At 61.0% G+C, this 19,021-nt stretch carries 23 protein-coding genes and 1 pseudogene; all 24 read left to right on the top strand.

Annotated features, from left to right (window positions below; all coding sequences use genetic code 11):
- The first annotated feature begins 1 nt into the window (after position 1).
- On the top strand, positions 2 to 946 hold the full coding sequence (gene fabK, locus ABHT90_RS04660; protein WP_346981777.1) for an enoyl-[acyl-carrier-protein] reductase FabK: 945 nt from the start codon (positions 2 to 4) through the stop codon (positions 944 to 946).
- Positions 934 to 1,860, top strand: coding sequence for an ACP S-malonyltransferase (locus ABHT90_RS04655; RefSeq protein WP_195245968.1), 927 nt, complete (start codon positions 934 to 936; stop codon positions 1,858 to 1,860). The genes fabK and ABHT90_RS04655 overlap by 13 nt, the downstream gene beginning before the upstream one ends.
- Positions 1,861 to 1,890: 30 nt before the next feature.
- Positions 1,891 to 2,664, top strand: a complete 774-nt coding sequence (gene fabG, locus ABHT90_RS04650) for a 3-oxoacyl-[acyl-carrier-protein] reductase (RefSeq protein WP_346981776.1) — start codon at positions 1,891 to 1,893, stop codon at positions 2,662 to 2,664.
- Positions 2,665 to 2,703: 39 nt separating this feature from the next.
- Positions 2,704 to 3,951 (top strand): beta-ketoacyl-ACP synthase II, encoded by a 1,248-nt coding sequence (gene fabF, locus ABHT90_RS04645; RefSeq protein WP_195245970.1) that lies wholly within the window; start codon positions 2,704 to 2,706, stop codon positions 3,949 to 3,951.
- 3 nt (positions 3,952 to 3,954) lie between these two features.
- Complete coding sequence (accB, locus tag ABHT90_RS04640) at positions 3,955 to 4,431, top strand: acetyl-CoA carboxylase biotin carboxyl carrier protein (RefSeq protein ID WP_346981775.1); 477 nt, start codon at positions 3,955 to 3,957, stop codon at positions 4,429 to 4,431.
- A gap of 9 nt (positions 4,432 to 4,440) precedes the next feature.
- Positions 4,441 to 4,863, top strand: coding sequence for a 3-hydroxyacyl-ACP dehydratase FabZ (gene fabZ, locus ABHT90_RS04635; RefSeq protein ID WP_346981774.1), 423 nt, complete (start codon positions 4,441 to 4,443; stop codon positions 4,861 to 4,863).
- A 10-nt stretch (positions 4,864 to 4,873) separates the two neighbouring features.
- Positions 4,874 to 6,217, top strand: coding sequence for an acetyl-CoA carboxylase biotin carboxylase subunit (locus tag ABHT90_RS04630; protein WP_346981773.1), 1,344 nt, complete (start codon positions 4,874 to 4,876; stop codon positions 6,215 to 6,217).
- Positions 6,204 to 7,928 (top strand): acetyl-CoA carboxylase, carboxyltransferase subunit beta, encoded by a 1,725-nt coding sequence (gene accD, locus ABHT90_RS04625; protein ID WP_346981772.1) that lies wholly within the window; start codon positions 6,204 to 6,206, stop codon positions 7,926 to 7,928. The genes ABHT90_RS04630 and accD overlap by 14 nt, the downstream gene beginning before the upstream one ends.
- A 40-nt stretch (positions 7,929 to 7,968) precedes the next feature.
- Positions 7,969 to 9,183, top strand: coding sequence for a PTS sugar transporter subunit IIC (locus ABHT90_RS04620; RefSeq protein ID WP_346981771.1), 1,215 nt, complete (start codon positions 7,969 to 7,971; stop codon positions 9,181 to 9,183).
- A gap of 150 nt (positions 9,184 to 9,333) precedes the next feature.
- Positions 9,334 to 10,488, top strand: a complete 1,155-nt coding sequence (locus tag ABHT90_RS04615; RefSeq protein WP_346981770.1) for a cation diffusion facilitator family transporter — start codon at positions 9,334 to 9,336, stop codon at positions 10,486 to 10,488.
- 39 nt (positions 10,489 to 10,527) lie between these two features.
- The gene (locus tag ABHT90_RS04610; protein WP_346981769.1) at positions 10,528 to 11,154 is read left to right on the top strand and encodes a histidine phosphatase family protein; all 627 of its coding nucleotides are present in this window, start codon (positions 10,528 to 10,530) and stop codon (positions 11,152 to 11,154) included.
- Between the two features lie 459 nt (positions 11,155 to 11,613).
- Complete coding sequence (rplC, locus tag ABHT90_RS04605; RefSeq protein WP_035137484.1) at positions 11,614 to 12,234, top strand: 50S ribosomal protein L3; 621 nt, start codon at positions 11,614 to 11,616, stop codon at positions 12,232 to 12,234.
- Between the two features lie 46 nt (positions 12,235 to 12,280).
- The gene (gene rplD, locus ABHT90_RS04600) at positions 12,281 to 12,907 is read left to right on the top strand and encodes a 50S ribosomal protein L4 (protein WP_006235032.1); all 627 of its coding nucleotides are present in this window, start codon (positions 12,281 to 12,283) and stop codon (positions 12,905 to 12,907) included.
- Positions 12,908 to 13,195, top strand: a complete 288-nt coding sequence (rplW, locus tag ABHT90_RS04595; RefSeq protein WP_022094197.1) for a 50S ribosomal protein L23 — start codon at positions 12,908 to 12,910, stop codon at positions 13,193 to 13,195.
- 179 nt (positions 13,196 to 13,374) lie between these two features.
- Entirely contained in the window at positions 13,375 to 14,205 is an 831-nt protein-coding gene (gene rplB / locus ABHT90_RS04590; protein ID WP_022094198.1) for a 50S ribosomal protein L2, read from the top strand.
- Positions 14,206 to 14,237: 32 nt separating this feature from the next.
- On the top strand, positions 14,238 to 14,498 hold the full coding sequence (gene rpsS / locus ABHT90_RS04585) for a 30S ribosomal protein S19 (RefSeq protein WP_006235035.1): 261 nt from the start codon (positions 14,238 to 14,240) through the stop codon (positions 14,496 to 14,498).
- Between the two features lie 14 nt (positions 14,499 to 14,512).
- On the top strand, positions 14,513 to 14,884 hold the full coding sequence (gene rplV, locus ABHT90_RS04580) for a 50S ribosomal protein L22 (RefSeq protein WP_006235036.1): 372 nt from the start codon (positions 14,513 to 14,515) through the stop codon (positions 14,882 to 14,884).
- A gap of 6 nt (positions 14,885 to 14,890) precedes the next feature.
- Positions 14,891 to 15,601 carry a 30S ribosomal protein S3 gene (gene rpsC / locus ABHT90_RS04575; RefSeq protein WP_006235037.1) on the top strand — a complete coding sequence of 237 codons (711 nt, stop codon included), beginning with the start codon at positions 14,891 to 14,893 and terminating at the stop codon, positions 15,599 to 15,601.
- Positions 15,601 to 16,017 (top strand): annotated as a pseudogene (rplP, locus tag ABHT90_RS04570) (50S ribosomal protein L16); the annotation flags it as partial. The gene rpsC and the pseudogene rplP, both read left to right, overlap by 1 nt.
- Before the next feature lie 86 nt (positions 16,018 to 16,103).
- Entirely contained in the window at positions 16,104 to 16,319 is a 216-nt protein-coding gene (gene rpmC / locus ABHT90_RS04565) for a 50S ribosomal protein L29 (protein ID WP_006235039.1), read from the top strand.
- Positions 16,320 to 16,335: 16 nt separating this feature from the next.
- Positions 16,336 to 16,596, top strand: coding sequence for a 30S ribosomal protein S17 (rpsQ, locus tag ABHT90_RS04560; protein ID WP_006235040.1), 261 nt, complete (start codon positions 16,336 to 16,338; stop codon positions 16,594 to 16,596).
- Between the two features lie 118 nt (positions 16,597 to 16,714).
- A complete protein-coding gene (rplN, locus tag ABHT90_RS04555) occupies positions 16,715 to 17,083 on the top strand; it encodes a 50S ribosomal protein L14 (protein ID WP_006235041.1) in 369 nt (122 codons plus the stop codon).
- Positions 17,084 to 17,096: 13 nt separating this feature from the next.
- Positions 17,097 to 17,402, top strand: a complete 306-nt coding sequence (gene rplX, locus ABHT90_RS04550; protein WP_006235043.1) for a 50S ribosomal protein L24 — start codon at positions 17,097 to 17,099, stop codon at positions 17,400 to 17,402.
- Positions 17,403 to 17,941: 539 nt separating this feature from the next.
- Positions 17,942 to 19,021, top strand: coding sequence for a Gfo/Idh/MocA family protein (locus ABHT90_RS04545; protein WP_346981768.1), 1,080 nt, complete (start codon positions 17,942 to 17,944; stop codon positions 19,019 to 19,021).

Genomic DNA, 19,021 nt, shown 5'->3' with positions numbered 1-19,021 from the left:
GATGCTCAAGACTCCTCTCTGCGAGCTGCTCGGCATCGAAAAGCCCGTGTTCCAGGGCGGCATGGCCTGGATTGCCGATGCCTCGCTGGCATCGGCCGTGTCCGAGGCCGGCGGGTTGGGAATCATCGCGGCCATGAATGCCGACTCCAACTGGCTGCGCGATCAGATTCACGAGCTGCGCACCAAGACGGATAAGCCCTTTGGTGTGAACGTCATGCTTATGAGCCCGTTTGCCGACCAGGTCGCGCAGGTTGTGATTGACGAGCAGGTGCCGGTCGTCGTGACGGGTGCCGGCAATCCCACCAAGTACATGAAGGCGTGGAACGACGCCGGCATCAAGGTCATCCCGGTCGTTGCCTCGGTGGCGCTGGCGCGTCTCGTGGCGCGTCGTGGGGCCACCGCCGTGGTTGCCGAAGGCACCGAATCGGGTGGACATATTGGCGAGACATCGACGATGGCGCTCGTTCCGCAGGTTGTCGACGCGGTCGATGTCCCCGTTGTGGCAGCTGGCGGTATCGCCGATGGTCGCGGCGTGGCAGCGGCCTTTATGCTTGGCGCCGCTGGCGTCCAGGTGGGAACGCGCTTTCTGGTCGCAAACGAGTGCACCGTATCCGAACAGTACAAAGAGCTGGTGCTCAAGGCAGGAGACACCTCGACGCGCGCGACTGGCCGTTCGACGGGGCATCCGGTGCGTGCGCTCAAGAGCCCCTTCACCAATGCCTACGCCAAAAGCGAGGCGGCGGGCGCAAGTGCCGAGGAGCTTGGGGCCATGGGCACAGGCGCGCTTCGTAAAGCCGCAAAGGACGGTAATTACGAAGAGGGTTCGTATTTGTGTGGACAGATTGCCGGCATGGTCAACGAACGCCAGAGCGCACGTGAAATCGTTGACGACCTGGTCGATGGTGCCGAGCGCGTTCTGAAGGGTGCGTCCACATGGGTAGCGTAGCGTTTTTGTTCGCCGGCCAGGGTGCCCAACACCCCGCGATGGGCGTCGACCTGATCGAGGCATCGCCGGCGGCTGCCGAGGTGTTCGCCATTGCCGACGAGGTGCGTCCGGGAACCAGCGAGCAGTGCCGGAACGCCTCCAAGGAGGAGCTCTCGCAGACCGAGAACACGCAGCCGTGCGTGTTCGTTCATGACCTGGCAGCGGCTGTCGCCCTGCGTGAGCGCGGCGTGGCGCCTGCCGCCTGTGCGGGATTTTCGCTGGGCGAGGTCGCCGCGCTCACCTTTGCGGGGGCATTCGATACGCGAGCGGGTTTTGAGCTCGTGTGTGAGCGCGCGGCATTGATGGCCGCGGCTGCCGAGCGCCATCCGGGCGGCATGCGCGCCGTCATCAAGCTCGATGCGGCGCAAGTCGAGGACCTGGCAAAACAGGCCGGCGAGGACTGCTGGCCGGTCAACTACAACAGCCCGCAGCAGACGGTTGTGGCCGGAGCGCCCGATGAGTTGCAGACCCTCGACGTCCTGGTAAAAGAGGCTGGCGGCCGCGCCATGAAGGTCGCGGTGTCGGGTGCATTCCATAGCCCCTATATGGCCGAGGCGACTGAGGGGCTGGCAACGTATATCCAAGCCGGCCACGCGCCGTCTCCGCTGCTGATTCCGGTCATGGCAAACATGACGGCGGCGCCCTATCCGGCGGACCCGCGAGCAGTATCGGACGTGCTGGCCAACCAGGTGAGCCATGCCGTGCGCTGGGTCGACACGCTGCACACTCTGCAGGATCAGGGCATCGACACGTTTATTGAGGTCGGCCCTGGCAAAACGCTGTCGGGCCTGGTCAAGCGTACGCTGAGCGACGTTCACGTGTATTCGTGCGAAACGGCCGAACAGGTCGCAGCTATTGCCGACGAGCTCGCATAGCCCACAGGGCTGTAACCCGAAAGGAACGACATGGGCAATTTGAACAACGGCGCGCTCGAGCGCGACGATTCACGTCGTGTGGCGCTGATCACGGGCGGCTCGCGCGGCATCGGTCGCGCTTGTGCCGTGGGCCTGGCGAAGGATGGCTACGATATCGCCGTCGTTTATGCCGGTAGCGTCGACGCGGCGCGCGAGACGTGTGAAGCCTGCGAGGCGTCAGGCGCCACGGCGCGCGCATATCAATGTGACGTGGCCGACCCCGATGCCGTCAACACATGCGTGGAGACGGTTCTCAATGACTTTGGCTCCATTTGGGTGCTCGTCAACAACGCCGGCATCACGCGCGACGGCCTGCTCATGCGTATGGGCGACGATGCCTTCGACCGCGTGCTCGATGTCAATCTCAAGGGCACGTTCAATACGACGCGCGCGCTCACCAAGACCTTTATGCGCCAGCGCGGCGGTTGCGTCGTCAACATGAGCTCGGTTGTGGGCCTGATGGGCAATGCCGGGCAGGCCAACTATGCTGCCTCCAAGGCGGGCGTTATCGGCCTGACCAAGGCGGTAGCGCGCGAGCTTGCGCCCCGCGGCGTACGAGTGAACGCGGTCGCCCCCGGGTTTGTCGAGACAGATATGACGGCAAAGCTCTCGGAGAAGGTGCGTGCGGCAACCGAGGAGCAGATTCCCCTTAAGCGCATGGCGCGCCCCGAGGAAGTGGCCGGCGTGGTGCGCTTTTTGGCGAGCGATGCGGCCGCTTGCATTACGGGCGAGGTCGTGCGCGTCGACGGCGGAATGGCGATGTAGAAACCAGGGCCGAACAACGGCTTGGATGAGGAGACCATGATGGAACAGAGAGTTGCAATCACCGGCATCGGTGCCGTATCGCCGCTCGGCAATACCGCGCTTGCCACCTGGGCGGCCATGTGCGCCGGCACGTGCGGTATCGGCCCGATCACGCACTTCGATACCGATGCGTTCGCCGTTAAAGTGGCGGCCGAGGTCAAGGGCTTTGACGGCAACGAGTACTTTGGCAAGCACGACGCCAAGCATCTCGACCCCTGTGTACAGTTTGCGATGGCGGCGTCGGATGAGGCCATGCACGATGCGGGCCTCGATGTTGAGGGCGCGGTCGATCGCGATCGCCTGGGTGTCTATGTTGGCTCGGGCGTGGGCGGCATGCAGACGCTTGTCGACAACGTCCACACGATTGCCGATCGCGGGCCTCGTCGCGCATCGCCCTACATGATTGCGATGATGATTCCCAACATGGCTTCGGGCAACATTGCGATTCGCCATAAGGCAAAGGGCCCGACCCTGCCCGTGGTGACCGCTTGCGCGACTTCTGCCCATGCGGTGGGCGAGGCGTTCCGCGCCATCAAGCACGGCTATGCCGACGCGATCCTCGCGGGCGGCGCCGAGGCCGCCATTATCCCCGATGCCGTTGCGGGCTTTACGTCCTGCCGTGCATTGACCACCAACCCCGATCCCGCGACGGCCTGCCGCCCGTTCGATGCAGACCGCGACGGCTTTGTGATGGGCGAGGGCGCCTGCGTGCTGGTACTCGAGAGCATGGAACATGCACGGGCCCGCGGTGCGCACATTTACGCCGAGGTCGTGGGCTACGGCAACACCGATGACGCCTACCACATCACGAGTCCCGACCCGGATGCGGCAGGTATCGCCCGTGCGATATCGCTGGCAGTGGCCGAGGGCGACGTTAAGCCTTCCGAGGGCCTCTACATCAACGCCCACGGCACCTCGACCAAGCTCAACGATTCGTCCGAGACGGCGGGCATCAAGCGAGCGCTCGGCGAGGATGCAGCGCGCGCCGCGCACGTCTCGTCGACCAAGTCGATGACCGGCCATATGATCGGCGCCACGGGTGCCATCGAGGTCATGGCCTGTGCCATGGCGCTCGAGCAGGGCGTGGTGCCCCCGACCATTAACTACCACACGCCCGATCCCGCCTGCGATCTTGACTACACGCCCAATCGCGCGGTTCGCGCCGACCTTACCTGGGCGCTTTCGACCAACCTGGGCTTTGGCGGGCACAACGCCGCCATCGCGCTGCGTAGATATACGAGGAGCTAGAGCATGGATTCCAAAAGACTTGCCGAGATAGCCGATGTGATGGAGGACCGCGGCCTCACGCGCGTACGCGTTGAGGAGCCCGATGGCACCGCGGTCGAACTCGAGCGCGCGAGCGCCGCGCAGCCGGTTGCCGTGCCCATGCCTATGCCGGGTGCCGTGACTGCTCCGGCGGTGGCTCCTGTCGCCATGCCTGCCGCCGCACCGGAGCCCGCCGCGCAGGCGCCTGCCGCCGCACCGGAGCCCAAGGGCACCGAGGTGACCGCTCCCATGGTCGGCGTTTTCTATGCTGCCCCGGCGCCGGGCGACGAGCCGTTTGTGCACGTGGGCTCCAAGGTCAAGGCCGGGGAGACGCTCTGCATCATCGAGGCCATGAAGGTTCTCAACGAGGTGACGGCAGAGGCGGATGGCGAGGTGTTCGAGATCTGCGTGGCCGACGGCGACCTCGTAGAGTTTGGCAGCTGCCTCATGAGGATCGGATAGGTGATATCCATGAACAAAGAAGAGCTCAAGAAGCTGTTGCCGCATCGAGAGCCGATGCTTTTGCTCGACAAAGCCGAGCTGGTGGGCGACGATGCCCACGGCAAGATCACGATTACGGGCGACGAGTACTTTTTGCAGGGGCATTTTCCGGGAAACCCGGTGGTCCCCGGCGTGATCCAATGCGAGATGCTCGCCCAGAACTGCTGCGTGCTGCTGATGGGCGATGAGGAGGCGCGCGGAGCGACGCCGTTCTACACGAGTCTGGACAAGGTGCGCTTTAAGCGTCCGGTGCGCCCGGGAGACACGGTGGATCTGGTGTGCTCCATCACGCGTGCGCGCGGGCCGTTCCGCTTTGCGACGGGTACTGCGAGCGTCAACGGTGAGGTTTGCTGCCGCGCCGATATGTCTTTTGCACTCATGCACGAAAGTTAAGGAAGGCTTCATGTTCGACAAAGTGCTCATCGCCAACCGCGGCGAAGTCGCGGTCCGTGTTATCCGCGCGTGCCGCGATATGGGCATCAAGACCGTCGCCGTTTATTCCACGGCCGATGCGGACGCACTGCACGTGCAGCTTGCCGACGAGGCGTATTGCATCGGCGGCCCGCGTCTTGCCGAGAGCTACCTCAACGACGATGCCGTGCTCACCTGTGCCGTAAAGTCGGGAGCTAAGGCAATTCATCCCGGCTATGGCTTTTTCTCCGAGAAGGCGAGCTTTGTGCGCGACTGCGACAAGTATGGCCTGGCGTTTGTCGGTCCTTCGGCCGAGGTGATCGACAACATGGGCGACAAGGACGCCGCACGTCGAACGGCTGCCGCGGCGGGCGTGCCCATCGTACCGGGCTGCGATTTGCTCAAAAGCCCCGAGGAGGCAACGGCCGAGGCCGAGCGCATCGGCTGCCCCGTGCTTATTAAGGCGCGTGCAGGCGGTGGCGGTCGCGGCATTCGTAAGGTCGAGCGCGTGGAAGATGCGGCAAAGGCGTTCATCGAGGCGCGTGCCGAGGGCGAGGCCGTTTTTGGCGACGGCGAGTGCTACATGGAGAAGTTCGTCGCGCCGGCGCACCACGTCGAGGTGCAGATTATGGCCGATAAGCAGGGCCATGTGTTTTCGCTCGGCGAGCGCGAGTGCTCGGTGCAGCGCCGCAACCAAAAGCTGATCGAGGAGAGCCCCGCGCCGTGCCTCGACGGACACGACGACATTCGTGCTCGCATGCACAAGGCAGCGCGTGACCTGGCTCGTGCCGTCGGCTACGAAGGAGCCGGTACCATCGAGTTCCTGTATTCGGACGACGGCGATTTCTACTTTATGGAAATGAACACGCGCTTGCAGGTGGAGCATCCGGTTACGGAGTTTGTGACCGATACCGACTTGGTCAAGTGGCAGCTGCGCGTGGCAGCCGGCCAGTCTCTGCCCTTTGAGCAGGAGGACGTTCCGGTCCGCAACCACGCCATGGAGTGCCGCATCAATGCCGAAACGCCGGACTTTCTGCCGTCATGCGGAACGGTCACCGCGTTGCGTGTGCCGGGTGGTCCGCGCGTGCGCTGGGATTCCGCCATGTTTACCGGTGCGAACGTTCCTCCGTACTACGACTCCATGCTCGGCAAGCTCATCGTGTGTGCGCCCACGCGCGACGGCGCCATTCGCAAGATGCGCTCGGCCCTGGGCGAGCTCGTGATTGAGGGCGTGAGCGAGAACAGCGAGCTTCAGCTCGACGTGCTGGCAAACGATGAGTTCTTGTCGGGCATGTATCACACCGATCTGATGGGGCATCTCTATGCTGGTGAATAGAAAAGCGAAGACGGTCAACGTCCTCGAGGGGCCGATGACCGAGTCGTGCGCCGAGTTTCCCGCGCGCCACGTGTTTATCAAATGCCCGGAGTGCCGCCGTGTGATCGATGAGGCGCGCCTACACGACAACCTCGAGGTCTGTCCTCGTTGCGGCAAACACTTTCGCGTGAGCGGTCGCGCGCGCATGCGCATGACGGTCGACGAGGGCACGTTTGAGGAATGGGATGCCAATCTGGCGTCGGAGGACTTCCTCTCGTTTCCCGGCTATGCCGACAAGCTCAAGAGCGTGAGCGAGCGTTCGGGCGAGCGCGATGCCGTTGTGTGCGGCAGGGGCAAAATCTGCGGTTGCGATACGGCGCTCTTCTTTATGGACGCCAACTTTATGATGGGCTCGATGGGCTCAGTGGTGGGCGAGAAGATCTGTCGCGCATTTGAGCGTGCGACCGAGCTGGGATTGCCAGTTGTCGGCTTTACCGTTTCGGGCGGTGCGCGCATGCAAGAGGGCGTGACCTCGCTTATGCAGATGGCCAAGATTTCTGCGGCGGTTAGGCGCCACAGCGAGACGGGCGGTCTGTATATCACGGTGCTCACCGACCCTACGACCGGAGGTGTAACCGCGAGCTTCGCCATGGAGGGCGACATTATCCTGGCCGAGCCCGATGCCCTGACGGCATTTGCCGGCCCGCGCGTGATCGAGCAGAACATGCACAAGCGTCTGCCCAAGGGATTCCAGCGCTCCGAGTTTTTGCTGGAGCACGGCTTTTGCGATGCCGTTGTTCCTCGTGGCGAGATTGCGCTCACGGTAGGCGAGCTGCTGGCACTGCACGAAGGGCATGCGCCCGGCCTGGGGGCACCGCATGAGATCGTGCATACGGGTCGCCGCGGCAAAAAGCTGGGACACCTGTTTAAGCGCTCAGCGGCGCCAAAAACCGCACTCGAGATTGTCAAGCAGACCCGCTCGGCAGATCGCGCCACGGCGGGTGAGATGATCTCACTGGGCTTGGATGGATTTGTGGAGCTGCACGGCGACCGTTACTTTGGCGACGATGCTGCCGTGGTGGGCGGCATCGGCTGGAAGGACGGACGCCCCGTAACGGTCATCGCCATCGAGCGCGGCACCACGACCAAAGAGCGCATGCGTCGCAACTTTGGTATGGCACATCCCGAGGGCTACCGCAAAGCGCGTCGCCTTATGCACCAGGCCGAAAAGTTTGGTCGACCGGTTCTGTGCCTGGTCGATACTTCGGGCGCGTTTTGCGGCATCGGTGCCGAGGAGCGCGGCCAGGGCGAGGCGATTGCCCAGAATCTCATGGAGATGAGCGGCCTTAAGACGCCGATTGTCTCGGTGGTGACAGGCGAGGGCGGCTCTGGTGGCGCGCTGGCGCTATCCGTGGCCGACCGCATCCTGATGCTCTCGAGCTCGGCCTATTCGGTCGTGAGCCCCGAGGCCTGTGCGTCGATCCTGTGGAAGGATACCGAGCGCGCGAATGAGGCCGCCGAGGCGCTTAAGCTCGCGGCCCCCGATCTGCTGGCGCTCGGCATCATCGACGGCATTGTTGACGATAAGGGCCTGTCGCATGGGGAGATCGCCGGTGCCGTCATGTCCTCGGCATTTGATGCCTTCGATACGCTTGGGCGGCTCGACGACGCGACCCTCACAAACCTCCGCTACGAAAAGTACCGCGCAATCGGTCAGTATCGCACGATGTGACAAAGGGACAGTCCGCATGTCACATTGGGAAAGGGTTCCTGTGTCACAAGTTTCTAACACCTCGTTTACAACGACGGTCTCATCAAACGCCATGGCCGTGGTGGACTATCTGTCCAAAAGCATGATGTCGGCGTTGCCGTTTATTGTCTGCGCGGCGTTGTTCCGCACCGTCGCCGTCATTATGGGCGAAGGCATGCTGGGCCTATGGTCTGCCGATTCCGAAATCTATCGCCTGTTCTACAGTTGGCTCTATAACGCCGGTTACTACTTTTTGCCCATTTATCTTGGTTGGGCGGCCGCCCGCCAGCTCGGTTGCTCGGAGCAGCTGGGCATGATGCTGGGCGGCGTATTGATTGCGCCCGATCTGCTTAAGCTCGTCGATGCCGCATCGACGACGGGGGCATCGATGACTTCCGTGTATGGTCTGCTTCCCGCGCCGGTCAACGATTACACGACGACTGATATTCCGGTTCTCATCTCGGTGCCCGTGCTATGGCGAGTGGAGTGTTTCTTTCGGCGCGTTATCCCTAAGGCCGTGGCGTTTTCGTTCGTTCCGTTTGCGACCATGCTTGTCATGGTTCCGGTTTCGCTGTGTGTTACGGCACCGGCGGGCAGCTATCTGGGCATGCTGTTGGGCCAGCTTATGTTTATGCTTGGCAATTCCGGTGGCATCGTGTCGTTGCTCACGCTCATGGGGCTTGCCGCGGGCTGGGAGTTCCTTAAGATCGCGGGCGTCAGCAACGTCGTCCTATCGCTCGCCTACGCGCAGTTTATGAGCGTGGGAACGGATTCGTGCATCCTGATCGCCGCGACGATGGCAACGTTTGCCGTTTGGGGCATGCCTTTTGGCGCGTCGCTTCGCGTTGCGGATAAGGACGAGAAGGCGCTCATGCTGGGCTATTCAATCTCGGGTGTTCTTGGCGGCGTAAGCGAGCCGGCGCTGTACGGTTGCGGCTTTAAATATGGCAGGTGCCTGACGTGCATGGCCATTGGCGGTGCCGTCGGAGGCCTTGTTGCGGCCGTGGGCCACGTTACGGCCTATACCATCGGCATGACGAATGTCCTCATGGTCATTGGCTTTGCCACGGGCGGCATCTCGAACCTGCTGTGGTGCTGCGTTGCCGGCGGCACAGCATTTGCGGCGTCTGCGGTGCTGAGCTACTGCTTTGGCGTGGTTCCGGCGAAGGGGCAGGCGACGGGGGACGGAGCCGATTCGCCCGAAACAGTGGCGAGCGCTGCTGAAGTAAGCGCTTAAACCTGTGCGACACAAGCACTATTCCTTTGCTACATTCCAAGGCCGTGGCCCGTGTGGGCTGCGGCCTTTTTGTATCTGGGGGATAAAGTGGCTACACTACAATCCGTTTGAGCAATAGATATATAAGTAGTACCGTGGGGGCGGATGCAGATGGTCGAGTGGATTGTTAAGCGCGCACAGGGCGATCGTGCGCGTGTGGGCACGTTAGCGGGCATGGTGTGTATTGTCGCCAATGTGGCACTTTGTGCTGCGAAGGGCGCAATCGGTGTGGTTTCGGGATCGGTTTCGATTGTGGCGGATGCCATGAACAACCTGTCCGATGCCAGTTCGAATATCGTGAGCGTGCTGGGCTTTAAGCTGGCGAGCAAGCCGGCCGACCCCGAGCATCCTTACGGCCACGGTCGCTACGAGTATCTCTCGGGATTGGTCGTGGCGGCGCTCGTGCTGCTGATTGGCGTTGAGCTGGTGAAGTCCTCGGTTGAGCGCGTCATCCACCCCGAACCTGTCGAGTTCTCGCTTGCCCTGGTGGCAGTTCTAGTGCTTTCGATGGTCGTAAAGCTCTGGATGGCGGCCCTCAACCAAAAGCTCGGCGATCGCATTGAGTCCGAGACGCTGCATGCGACCGCGCAAGATTCCAAGAACGATGTCCTTGCCACGGGCGCCGTGCTGGCGTGCGCAATTGTTTCGCAGGTGACGCACATCAATCTTGACGCGTGGGTCGGCCTTGCCGTTGGCGCCTATATTGGCTGGAGCGGCTTTGAGCTTATCCAAGATACGGTGAGCCCGCTTTTGGGCCAGACGCCCGATCCTAAGCTCGTCGAGCATATCCGCAGCAAGATCATGAGCTACCCCGGCGTTTTGGGCGTTCACGATCTGATGGTTCACGACTACGGCCCGGGCAGGAAGTTCGCAAGCGCTCACGCCGAGATGGCAGCCGAGGCCAGCCCGCTGGAAAGTCACGACACGCTCGATAACATCGAGCAGGCGTTTAGGGACGAAGACGGCATGATTGTCACGCTCCATTACGACCCCATCGTGACCGACGATCCCAAGGTGGCGAGCATGCGTTTACGCATTAACGCCATGGCCCAACAGATCGATAGCCGCCTCTCGATTCATGACCTGCGCTGCGTGCCGGGTCCTACGCACACCAACGTGATCTTTGACTGCGTGCGTCCCTCGGATCTGCAGATGAGTGCCGAAGACGTAAAGCACGCGCTGACACAACGGGTCGAATCGGAATATCCCAAGTCGATTGCCAAGATTACGATCGACGAAGACTACGTAGGGCATACCCACGAGTAAGGCTATGCCGGCAAAGCAGGTTATGCAGAAGGGGAGAGCATGAAGAAGCTGTATCTACTCCGCCACGGTCAGACGGAGTTCAACGTCAAAAAGCTGGTCCAGGGCCGCTGCGATTCACCGCTCACCGACTTAGGCCGTCAGCAAGCCGGGATGGCAGCCGCATGGCTCAAAGCCCACGGCGTCGTCCCCGACAAAGTGGTCTCATCACCCTTAGGCCGAGCCATGGACACGGCAAGTCTCGTCGCATGCGAACTCCTCGGTCCGGATGCAGCAGTCGAGCCCTGCGAAGGCATCATCGAGCGCAGCTACGGCACCTTCGAAGAAGGCCCCCACGACGCCCTGCCCACCGACGTCTGGGACCCCGTCGAGGACCTGATTCCATTTGGCGGAGAAGGAAGCCATGCCCTGCAGGAGCGCATGGTAGACACCTTCACCAATATCATGGGCGCCGAGGATATCGAAACCCTCCTAGCAGTAAGCCACGGCAGCGCCAGCCGCCAATTCATCAAGGCTGCAGCCCCAGAGGGCTTCGAGCTCCCAGCAAAACTCCCCAACTGCGCCATCATGATTTTCGATTTCGATGAGGCAAAGCCACAAGCAGAAGGCGAGCCTCATCAATGTAAGTTCACCCTCCAGCAAATAGTGGACCCCCAACAAAGTCATTAGTCTGAGCGAGCAGAGTTAAGCAGACATCAACGTGGCGTTCCCAGTGTGCGGCGGAGGGGGCGGGCCTGAGACATATTAAGGTTGTCGCGAGTTCCGCACGAACAGGAGAGCACTTAATGTGCTCTCCGTCGTGAGCAGGACTGTAGAGCAGCAACCTTAATATGTCTCAGGCCCGCCCCCTCCGCCGCACACTGGGAACGTGCCACGCACTTTACCTGCGTAAACAATGTGAGTGAAATATGAATCTCGATGGATACGCCCGCAGCCGTGTATACTAAACAGCTGTGTGAAACCAGGGGAGTATTCTGGCTGGACAAAATGCCTGCTTAATAGGGTTGTCAGGTAGTCCGGGCGAAATACAAGGCTGGGGAGCACGTCGTGTAAGTAGTGGTCCTCTAGGGGCGTACGCTCGGTGGTGTACGCATTGTCCCAAGACCACGCGAGAGTTGGGATCATATCTTGATCAGCATGATTCTCGGCCGCAAGATTGGCATGACCCAGGTTTGGGACGAGGACGACAACGTCGTTCCCGTCACGGTCATCCAGGCTGGCCCCTGCGCTGTCTCGCAGGTTAAAACTCAGGCAACCGACGGCTATGACGCCGTCCAGATCGGTTTCGGCGACATCAAGGCCAAGAACGTGAACAAGCCCATGGCTGGTCACTTCGCCAAGGCTGGCGTCGAGCCTGTCCGCTTCCTTCGTGAGGTCCGCGTCGAGAACGGCGAGGAGCACAAGGTCGGCGAGGTCGTCACCGTCGCTGATTTCGCTGATGTCGAGAAGGTCGACGTCATCGGTACCTCCAAGGGTAAGGGCTTCCAGGGTCGCATCAAGCGCTGGGGTCAGCGCCGCGGTCCTATGACGCATGGTTCTCACTTCCAGCGTCACCCCGGTTCTATCGGTCAGTGCGCCTATCCTGCGCGCGTCCTCAAGGGCGTCAAGATGGCCGGTCACATGGGTAACGAGCGCGTTACCGTCAAGAACCTTTCCGTTGTCCGCATCGATGCCGAGCAGAACCTCATCTTGGTCAAGGGCGCTGTCCCGGGTGCCAAGAATGGTCTCGTCGCCATCCGTATGGCCTAAGGGCCCAGCCCATTTAGCCCAGCGTCATACCAAGGAGAACACTTAAATGGCAAAGTTTGAAGTAAAGAACAGCGAGGGCAAGAAGGTCGCCGAGGCCGAGCTCGCCGCTGAGGTGTACGGCATCGAGCCGAACATCCACGTTATGCACCACATCGTCAAGTGCCAGATGGCCTCTTGGCGTCAGGGCACCCAGTCCGCTAAGGGCCGCTCTGAGGTTTCCGGTGGCGGCAAGAAGCCTTGGCGTCAGAAGGGCACCGGCCGTGCCCGTCAGGGTTCCATTCGTGCTGCCCAGTGGCGTCACGGTGGCGTTGTCTTCGCCCCCAAGCCCCGTTCCTACGCTAAGCGTATGAACAACAAGGAGGTCAAGCTGGCTATGCGCTCCGCGCTGTCCGCCAAGCTGGCCGATGGCGAGCTCGTGCTCGTCGACGACTACGGCTTCGAGAAGCCTTCCACCAAGGCTGCCGTCGCCATGCTCAAGGCTCTCGGCCTTGAGGGCAAGCGTCTGACCATCATCGTTCGCGATGAGGACGTCAACGCCTACCTGTCGTTCCGCAACATTCCCAAGACGTTCATCATCACCGCTGACGAGGCCAACACCTACGATCTCGTCAACAACAACGCCGTGCTGATGCCCGCCGACATCGCCGCTCACTTCGGGGAGGTGCTTGCATAAATGACCGCCCACGAGATCATCATCCGTCCGATCGTGTCCGAGCGTTCCTTCTCCGGCATGGAGCTGAACAAGTACACGTTCGAGGTCGCCAAGGATGCTAACAAGTATCAGATCAAGGACGCTGTCGAGGAGATCTTCGGCGTCAAGGTCGTTCGCGTGAACACCCTGACGGTCAAGCCCAAGACCAAGCGTGTGCGCTATGTCGCCGGCAAGACCCGTTCTTGGAAGAAGGCCATCGTCACGCTGGCCGAGGGCGACACCATCGAGGTCTTTGGCAACCAGGCCTAAGACTCGCTGCTGTTGAGTGAGCTCATGCCTCCCAAAAAGGGGAGGCGAGAGCTCAAGGTTTTGGGCGTATAAAATGGACACGCCCGGAACCGTGTATACGTCCGGTGTCATCGCACCCGAGGCAGAACCTCGAATCCCTGTCTGCGATGGCTAACGGATTCCTATTGAAAGGGATTGTAATGGCTGTAAAGCACCTTAAGCCGACCTCCGCTGGTAGGCGTTGGCAGACGATCTCCGACTTCTCCGAGATCACCTGCACCAAGCCCGAGAAGTCTCTTCTCGAGCCCCTGCCCAAGAAGGCCGGTCGTAACAACAACGGCCGCATCACCACCCGCCACCAGGGCGGCGGCGTGAAGCGTCGTTACCGCGTGATCGACTTCAAGCGCAACAAGGACGGCGTGCCCGCCAAGGTTGCCACGATCGAGTACGATCCGAACCGTTCCGCTCGCATCGCTCTGCTGCACTACGCTGACGGTGAGAAGCGCTACATCCTGGCCCCCAAGGGCCTCGAGGTCGGTCAGACCATCATGTCCGGTTCTGACGCCGACATCAAGCCGGGCAACGCTCTGCCCCTCGCCGACATCCCCGTCGGTACGCTCATCCACGCCGTCGAGTTCCAGCCGGGCAAGGGCGCTGCTATCGCCCGTTCCGCCGGTAACTCCTGCCAGCTGATGGGTAAGGAGGGCAAGTACGCTATCGTCCGTATGCCTTCCTCCGAGATGCGCCGCATCCTCGTTACCTGCCGCGCCACCGTCGGTGAGGTCGGCAACGCCGATCACTCCAACATCGTCATCGGCAAGGCCGGCCGTAAGCGTCACATGAACGTGCGCCCGACCGTCCGCGGTACCGTCATGAACCCTGTCGACCACCCGCACGGCGGTGGCGAGGGCAAGAACCACACCTCTGGTCGTCCCTCCGTTACCCCCTGGGGTAAGCCGACGAAGGGCCTTCGTACGCGCAAGAAGAAGAAGGTCTCGAACCAGCACATCATTCGTCGCCGTAAGAAGTAATTTCGGATACCGAGTTTTAGGAGAAAGCACTTATGAGCAGAAGTCTCAAAAAGGGCCCGTTCGTGGAGACTCGCCTTCTCTCGCGTATCACCGCGATGAACGAGGCTGGCAAGAAGGACGTCGTGAAGACCTGGTCCCGCGCGTCCACCATCTTCCCCGAGATGGTTGGTCACACCATCGCCGTCCACGACGGCCGCAAGCATGTGCCCGTGTATGTTACCGAGTCCATGGTTGGTCACAAGCTCGGCGAGTTCGCGCCGACTCGTACGTTCCGTGGCCACAAGGCCAAATAGGGGGTTAACCGTAAATGGCAACTAAGTCTATTGAAACTGAGGCCACCGAGGTTCGCGCCGTCGCTAAGTACGTGCGTGTTTCCCCCAGCAAGGCCCGCCTGGTGGTCGATCTGATCCGCCGCAAGCCTGTCGCTCAGGCCTTCGACATCCTCCACTTCTGCGACCGCGCCGTCGCCGTGGATGTCGAGAAGGTTCTCCGTTCCGCCGTTGCGAACGCCGAGAACAACAACGGTCTGCGTGCCGACAACCTGGTTGTCGCCGCTGCCTATGTTGACGAGGGTCCGACGCTTAAGCGCATCCGTCCCCGCGCCAAGGGTTCCGCTTCTCGCATTCTGAAGCGTACTTCCCACATCACCGTCGTCGTTGCTCCTCGAAAGGAGGCGTAAAGCTGTATGGGTCAGAAAGTCTACCCCACCGGCTTCCGTCTTGGCATTACCGAGAACTGGCGCTCCCGCTGGTTCGCAGAGAAGGATTACGCTAAGACCCTCGGTAACGATCTCGAGATCCGCAAGTACCTCGAGAAGCGTCTTTCCCGCGCAGCTGTCTCCCGCGTCGAGATCGAGCGCGCTGGCGACAAGGTGAAGGTCATCATCCTCACCGCTCGCCCCGGCGTTGTCATCGGTAAGAAGGGTGCCGAGATCGATACCCTCCGCACCGAGCTCGAGAAGGTCGCTGGCGTCTCCAAGGGCCAGCTCTCCGTCGACGTTGTCGAGATCAAGCGCCCCGAGCTCGACGCCAACCTCGTTGCTCAGTCTATCGCCGAGCAGCTCGAGGGCCGCGTTGCCTTCCGTCGCGCTATGCGCAAGGCTGTCCAGTCCGCCCGCAAGGCCGGCGCTAAGGGCATCCGTATCCAGTGCTCCGGTCGTCTCGGCGGCGCCGAGATGGGCCGTCGTGAGTGGTACCGCGAGGGTCGCGTGCCTCTGCACACCCTCCGTGCCAAGATCGACTACGGCACGGCTGTCGCCAGCACCACCATGGGCGCTTGCGGCGTGAAGGTCTGGATCTACCTGGGCGAGAAGCTCCCGGGCCAGCCTGTTCCCAACCCTGCACTCGAGGGCTCTTCCCGTCCTCGTCGTCGTAACTCCGAGAGGAGGGGTCAGTAGTGCTTGCCCCTAAGCGTATTCTTCACCGCAAGGTGCAGCGTGGCTCCATGAAGGGCCAGGCCAAGGGTAATACCGAGCTGCATTTCGGCGAGTTTGGTATCCAGGCTCTCGAGGCCCATTGGATCACCAACCGTCAGATCGAGGCCGCTCGTATTGCCATGACCCGCTACATGAAGCGTGGCGGTCGTGTCTACATCACGATCTTCCCCGATAAGCCCATCACCAAGAAGCCTGCCGAGACTCGCATGGGTTCTGGTAAGGGTAACCCCGAGGAGTGGGTGGCCGTCGTCAAGCCCGGCCGCATCATGTTCGAGGTCAAGGGCGTGCCCGAGGAGGTCGCTCGCGAGGCTCTGCGTCTTGCACAGCACAAGCTTCCCATCAAGACCAAGATTGTTGCTGCCAAGAACGCTGAGCAGCGCATCGAGAAGGAGATGGCTGAGGAGGCCGCTCTCGAGGCCAAGTGGGCTGCTGAGGACGCCGCCGCCGCCAAGGAGGAGAACTAATGAAGCCCGCAGAGATTCGTGAGCTCTCGGACGCTCAGCTCGTTGAGAAGCTGAAGGAAATGCGCGCCGAGCTCTTTAACCTTCGTTTCCAGATGGCCACCAGCCAGCTGGACAACACCGCTCGCGTCAACACCGTGAAGAAGGACATCGCTCGCGTCCTCACGGAGCAGCGCGCCCGCGAGATCGCAGCGGAGAAGTCCGCTGTCGCCGAGTAGGACCTAAGGAGAGAACATGACTGATTCGCGTAACTCGCGTAAGGTCCGTACGGGTGTCGTTACCTCCGTCTCCGGTGCCAAGACCATTGTTGTCACCATCACCGAGCGCAAGCGTCACCCCAAGTACGGCAAGATGATGACCAGCTCCAAGAAGCTGCACGCTCACGACGAGGAGTGCACGGCTGGCGTGGGCGATACCGTCCGCGTTATGGAGACCCGTCCTATGTCCAAGATGAAGCGTTGGCGCCTCATCGAGGTCGTCGAGCGCGCTAAATAAGCAGTCGCTCTTACGACTTGTACGTTTCCGAAGATGTGCGTATGCCTGGCTTGCATACCACGGGCCGTATAAAGGCTGCGCACCTCTCTTCGGTTCTTAGTTCGGAGGAACATCTACCATGATTCAGATGCAAACCATGCTGAACGTCGCCGACAACTCCGGCGCTCGCAAGATTCGCTGCATCAAGGTGCTTGGCGGTTCCAAGCGTCGTTATGCAGGCATCGGCGATGTGTTCATCGGTGCTGTCCAGGAGGCTACCCCTGGCGCCAACGTCAAGAAGAAGGACGTTGTCCGTTGCGTCGTCGTTCGCACCGTTAAGGAGATCCGCCGCAAGGATGGCTCCTACATTCGCTTTGATGAGAACGCCTGCGTTGTCATCAACAACGATGGTTCGCCCGTCGGCACCCGTATCTTCGGGCCCGTCGCTCGCGAGCTTCGTGACAAGAAGTACATGAAGATCGTCTCGCTCGCTCCCGAGACCCTGTAGTTAGGGGAGATATATGTATATCAAGAAGGGCGATAAGGTCCAGGTTCTCTCTGGTAAGGATCGCGGCAAGCAGGGCGTTGTCCTGCGTGCTCTCCCCGCCGAGAACAAGGTCGTTGTCGAGGGCGTTTCGGTCGTCAAGAAGGCCGTCAAGCCCAACGCTGCCAACCAACAGGGCGGCATCGTTTCGCAGGAGGCTCCCATCGACGCCTCCAACGTCAATCTCGTTTGCCCCGAGTGCGGTAAGGTTACCCGCGTCGGTCACGAGAAGGACGGCAAGAACAAGCTGCGCGTCTGCAAGAAGTGCGGCCACAAGTTCTAAGCTGCCCGCAACATCAAGTTGCTAGCAAAGGCCCGGATGCCCCACGGCACCCGGGCCTTTTTCTATCCCTACTCATTGGGGACAGACTTAAATGAGTAGTCGTTGGGGACGTTCTTAAACGACCAGTCGATGGGGACTGTCTTTAGATTTGTTTATCTGGTCATCTGGGATAGGCTTCAACGAAAGCGGCACATAGGGACTGTCTCTAGGTGCCGGCACATAGGGACGTTCCCTTTTTGCCGGCAGTTTGGGACGGTCCTTTGATGTCTGATGCCCTCAGAGGGGTGGAGTATCACGGCCTACTCTGTTCTTTAGGGCTTTGGTGTTCCGCCTCTTTATGCTTCACAAGGATCGTCGCATGCGCATTCATGCGCATAGTTTTGCGCGACAATGCGCATAACTGCGCAAGCATCTGCCAACTATGGCTAAATAATGACCGATAAGCAAATAAATACGCAAACACGAGCAGATACGCGCGCAATTGTGCGACTATAGGGTTGTTAGAAATGAAGGACTTCCGATGACTCAGGAGGCACATCATGGCAGATTCCAAACAGGCTCCGCTCGACGCCGAGGCAGCCGCAAAGGCGGCGTTTGCCTCGGTCCAGAATCAGCCGTTCCCAAACGACATCTTTACGGCTCCCGAGCTTCGTTGGGCAGTGATCGGGTGCGGTGTTATCGCGAACCAGATGGCTCAGTCCCTTGCCCTGGCCGGCCGCAAGCTTACGGGCGTTGCCAACCGCACGCTCACCAAGGCTCAGGCTTTTGCCGAGCAGTATGGCGTCGAGAAGGTGTACGAGACGGTCGAGGACCTCTACGCCGATCCGGACATCGACGCCGTCTATATCACCACGCCGCACAACACGCATATCACCTATCTGCGTGCTGCGCTGGCCGCCGGCAAGCACGTGCTCTGCGAGAAGGCCATTACCCTCAATTCCGCCGAGCTTGACGAGGCCCGTGCCATCGCCGACGAGCACAACGTGGTTCTTATGGATGCCACCACGGTGCTCCACATGCCGCTGTATCAGGAGCTGCGCCGTCGCATGGATGCGGGCGACTTTGGCCGTATGAACCTTGCTCAGCTCAACTTTGGTAGCTATAAGGAGTACGGCGATCTGACCAATCGCTTCTACAACCGCAACCTTGCTGGCGGTGCCATGCTCGATATTGGCGTGTATGCCCTGTCCGTCATGCGTCTCTTTATGGCAAGCCAGCCCGCTGAGGTCGTTTCGCTGGGCAACACCTGCGAGACCGGTGTTGACGTTGCGGGCGGCATCGTCTGCCGTAATGCCGAACAGCAGCTGGGCGTGGTGAGCCTTACGCTCCACTCCAAGCAGCCCAAGCGTTCGGTCATTAGCTTCGACAAGTGCTATATCGAGGTCAACGATTATCCGCGTGCCGATCACGCGACCATCGTGTGGACTGCAGACGGTCACCGTGAGGAGGTCCACGCTGGCACCGAGGCATACGCTCTGTGCTACGAGATGGCCGACCTGGAGCAGGCTGTCGCCGGCGACGATTCCAAGCGTGAGCTTCTGGATTATGCTTCTGATGTGATGGAGCTCATGACCAAGCTCCGCGCCGATTGGGGAGTCGTCTACCCCGAGGAGGAGTAA

The organism is Collinsella aerofaciens (assembly GCF_039758815.1).
Lineage (GTDB): Bacteria > Actinomycetota > Coriobacteriia > Coriobacteriales > Coriobacteriaceae > Collinsella > Collinsella aerofaciens_BP.
Note: the sequence above shows the minus strand (reverse complement) of the source record. Positions and strands in the feature narration are given on the sequence as shown.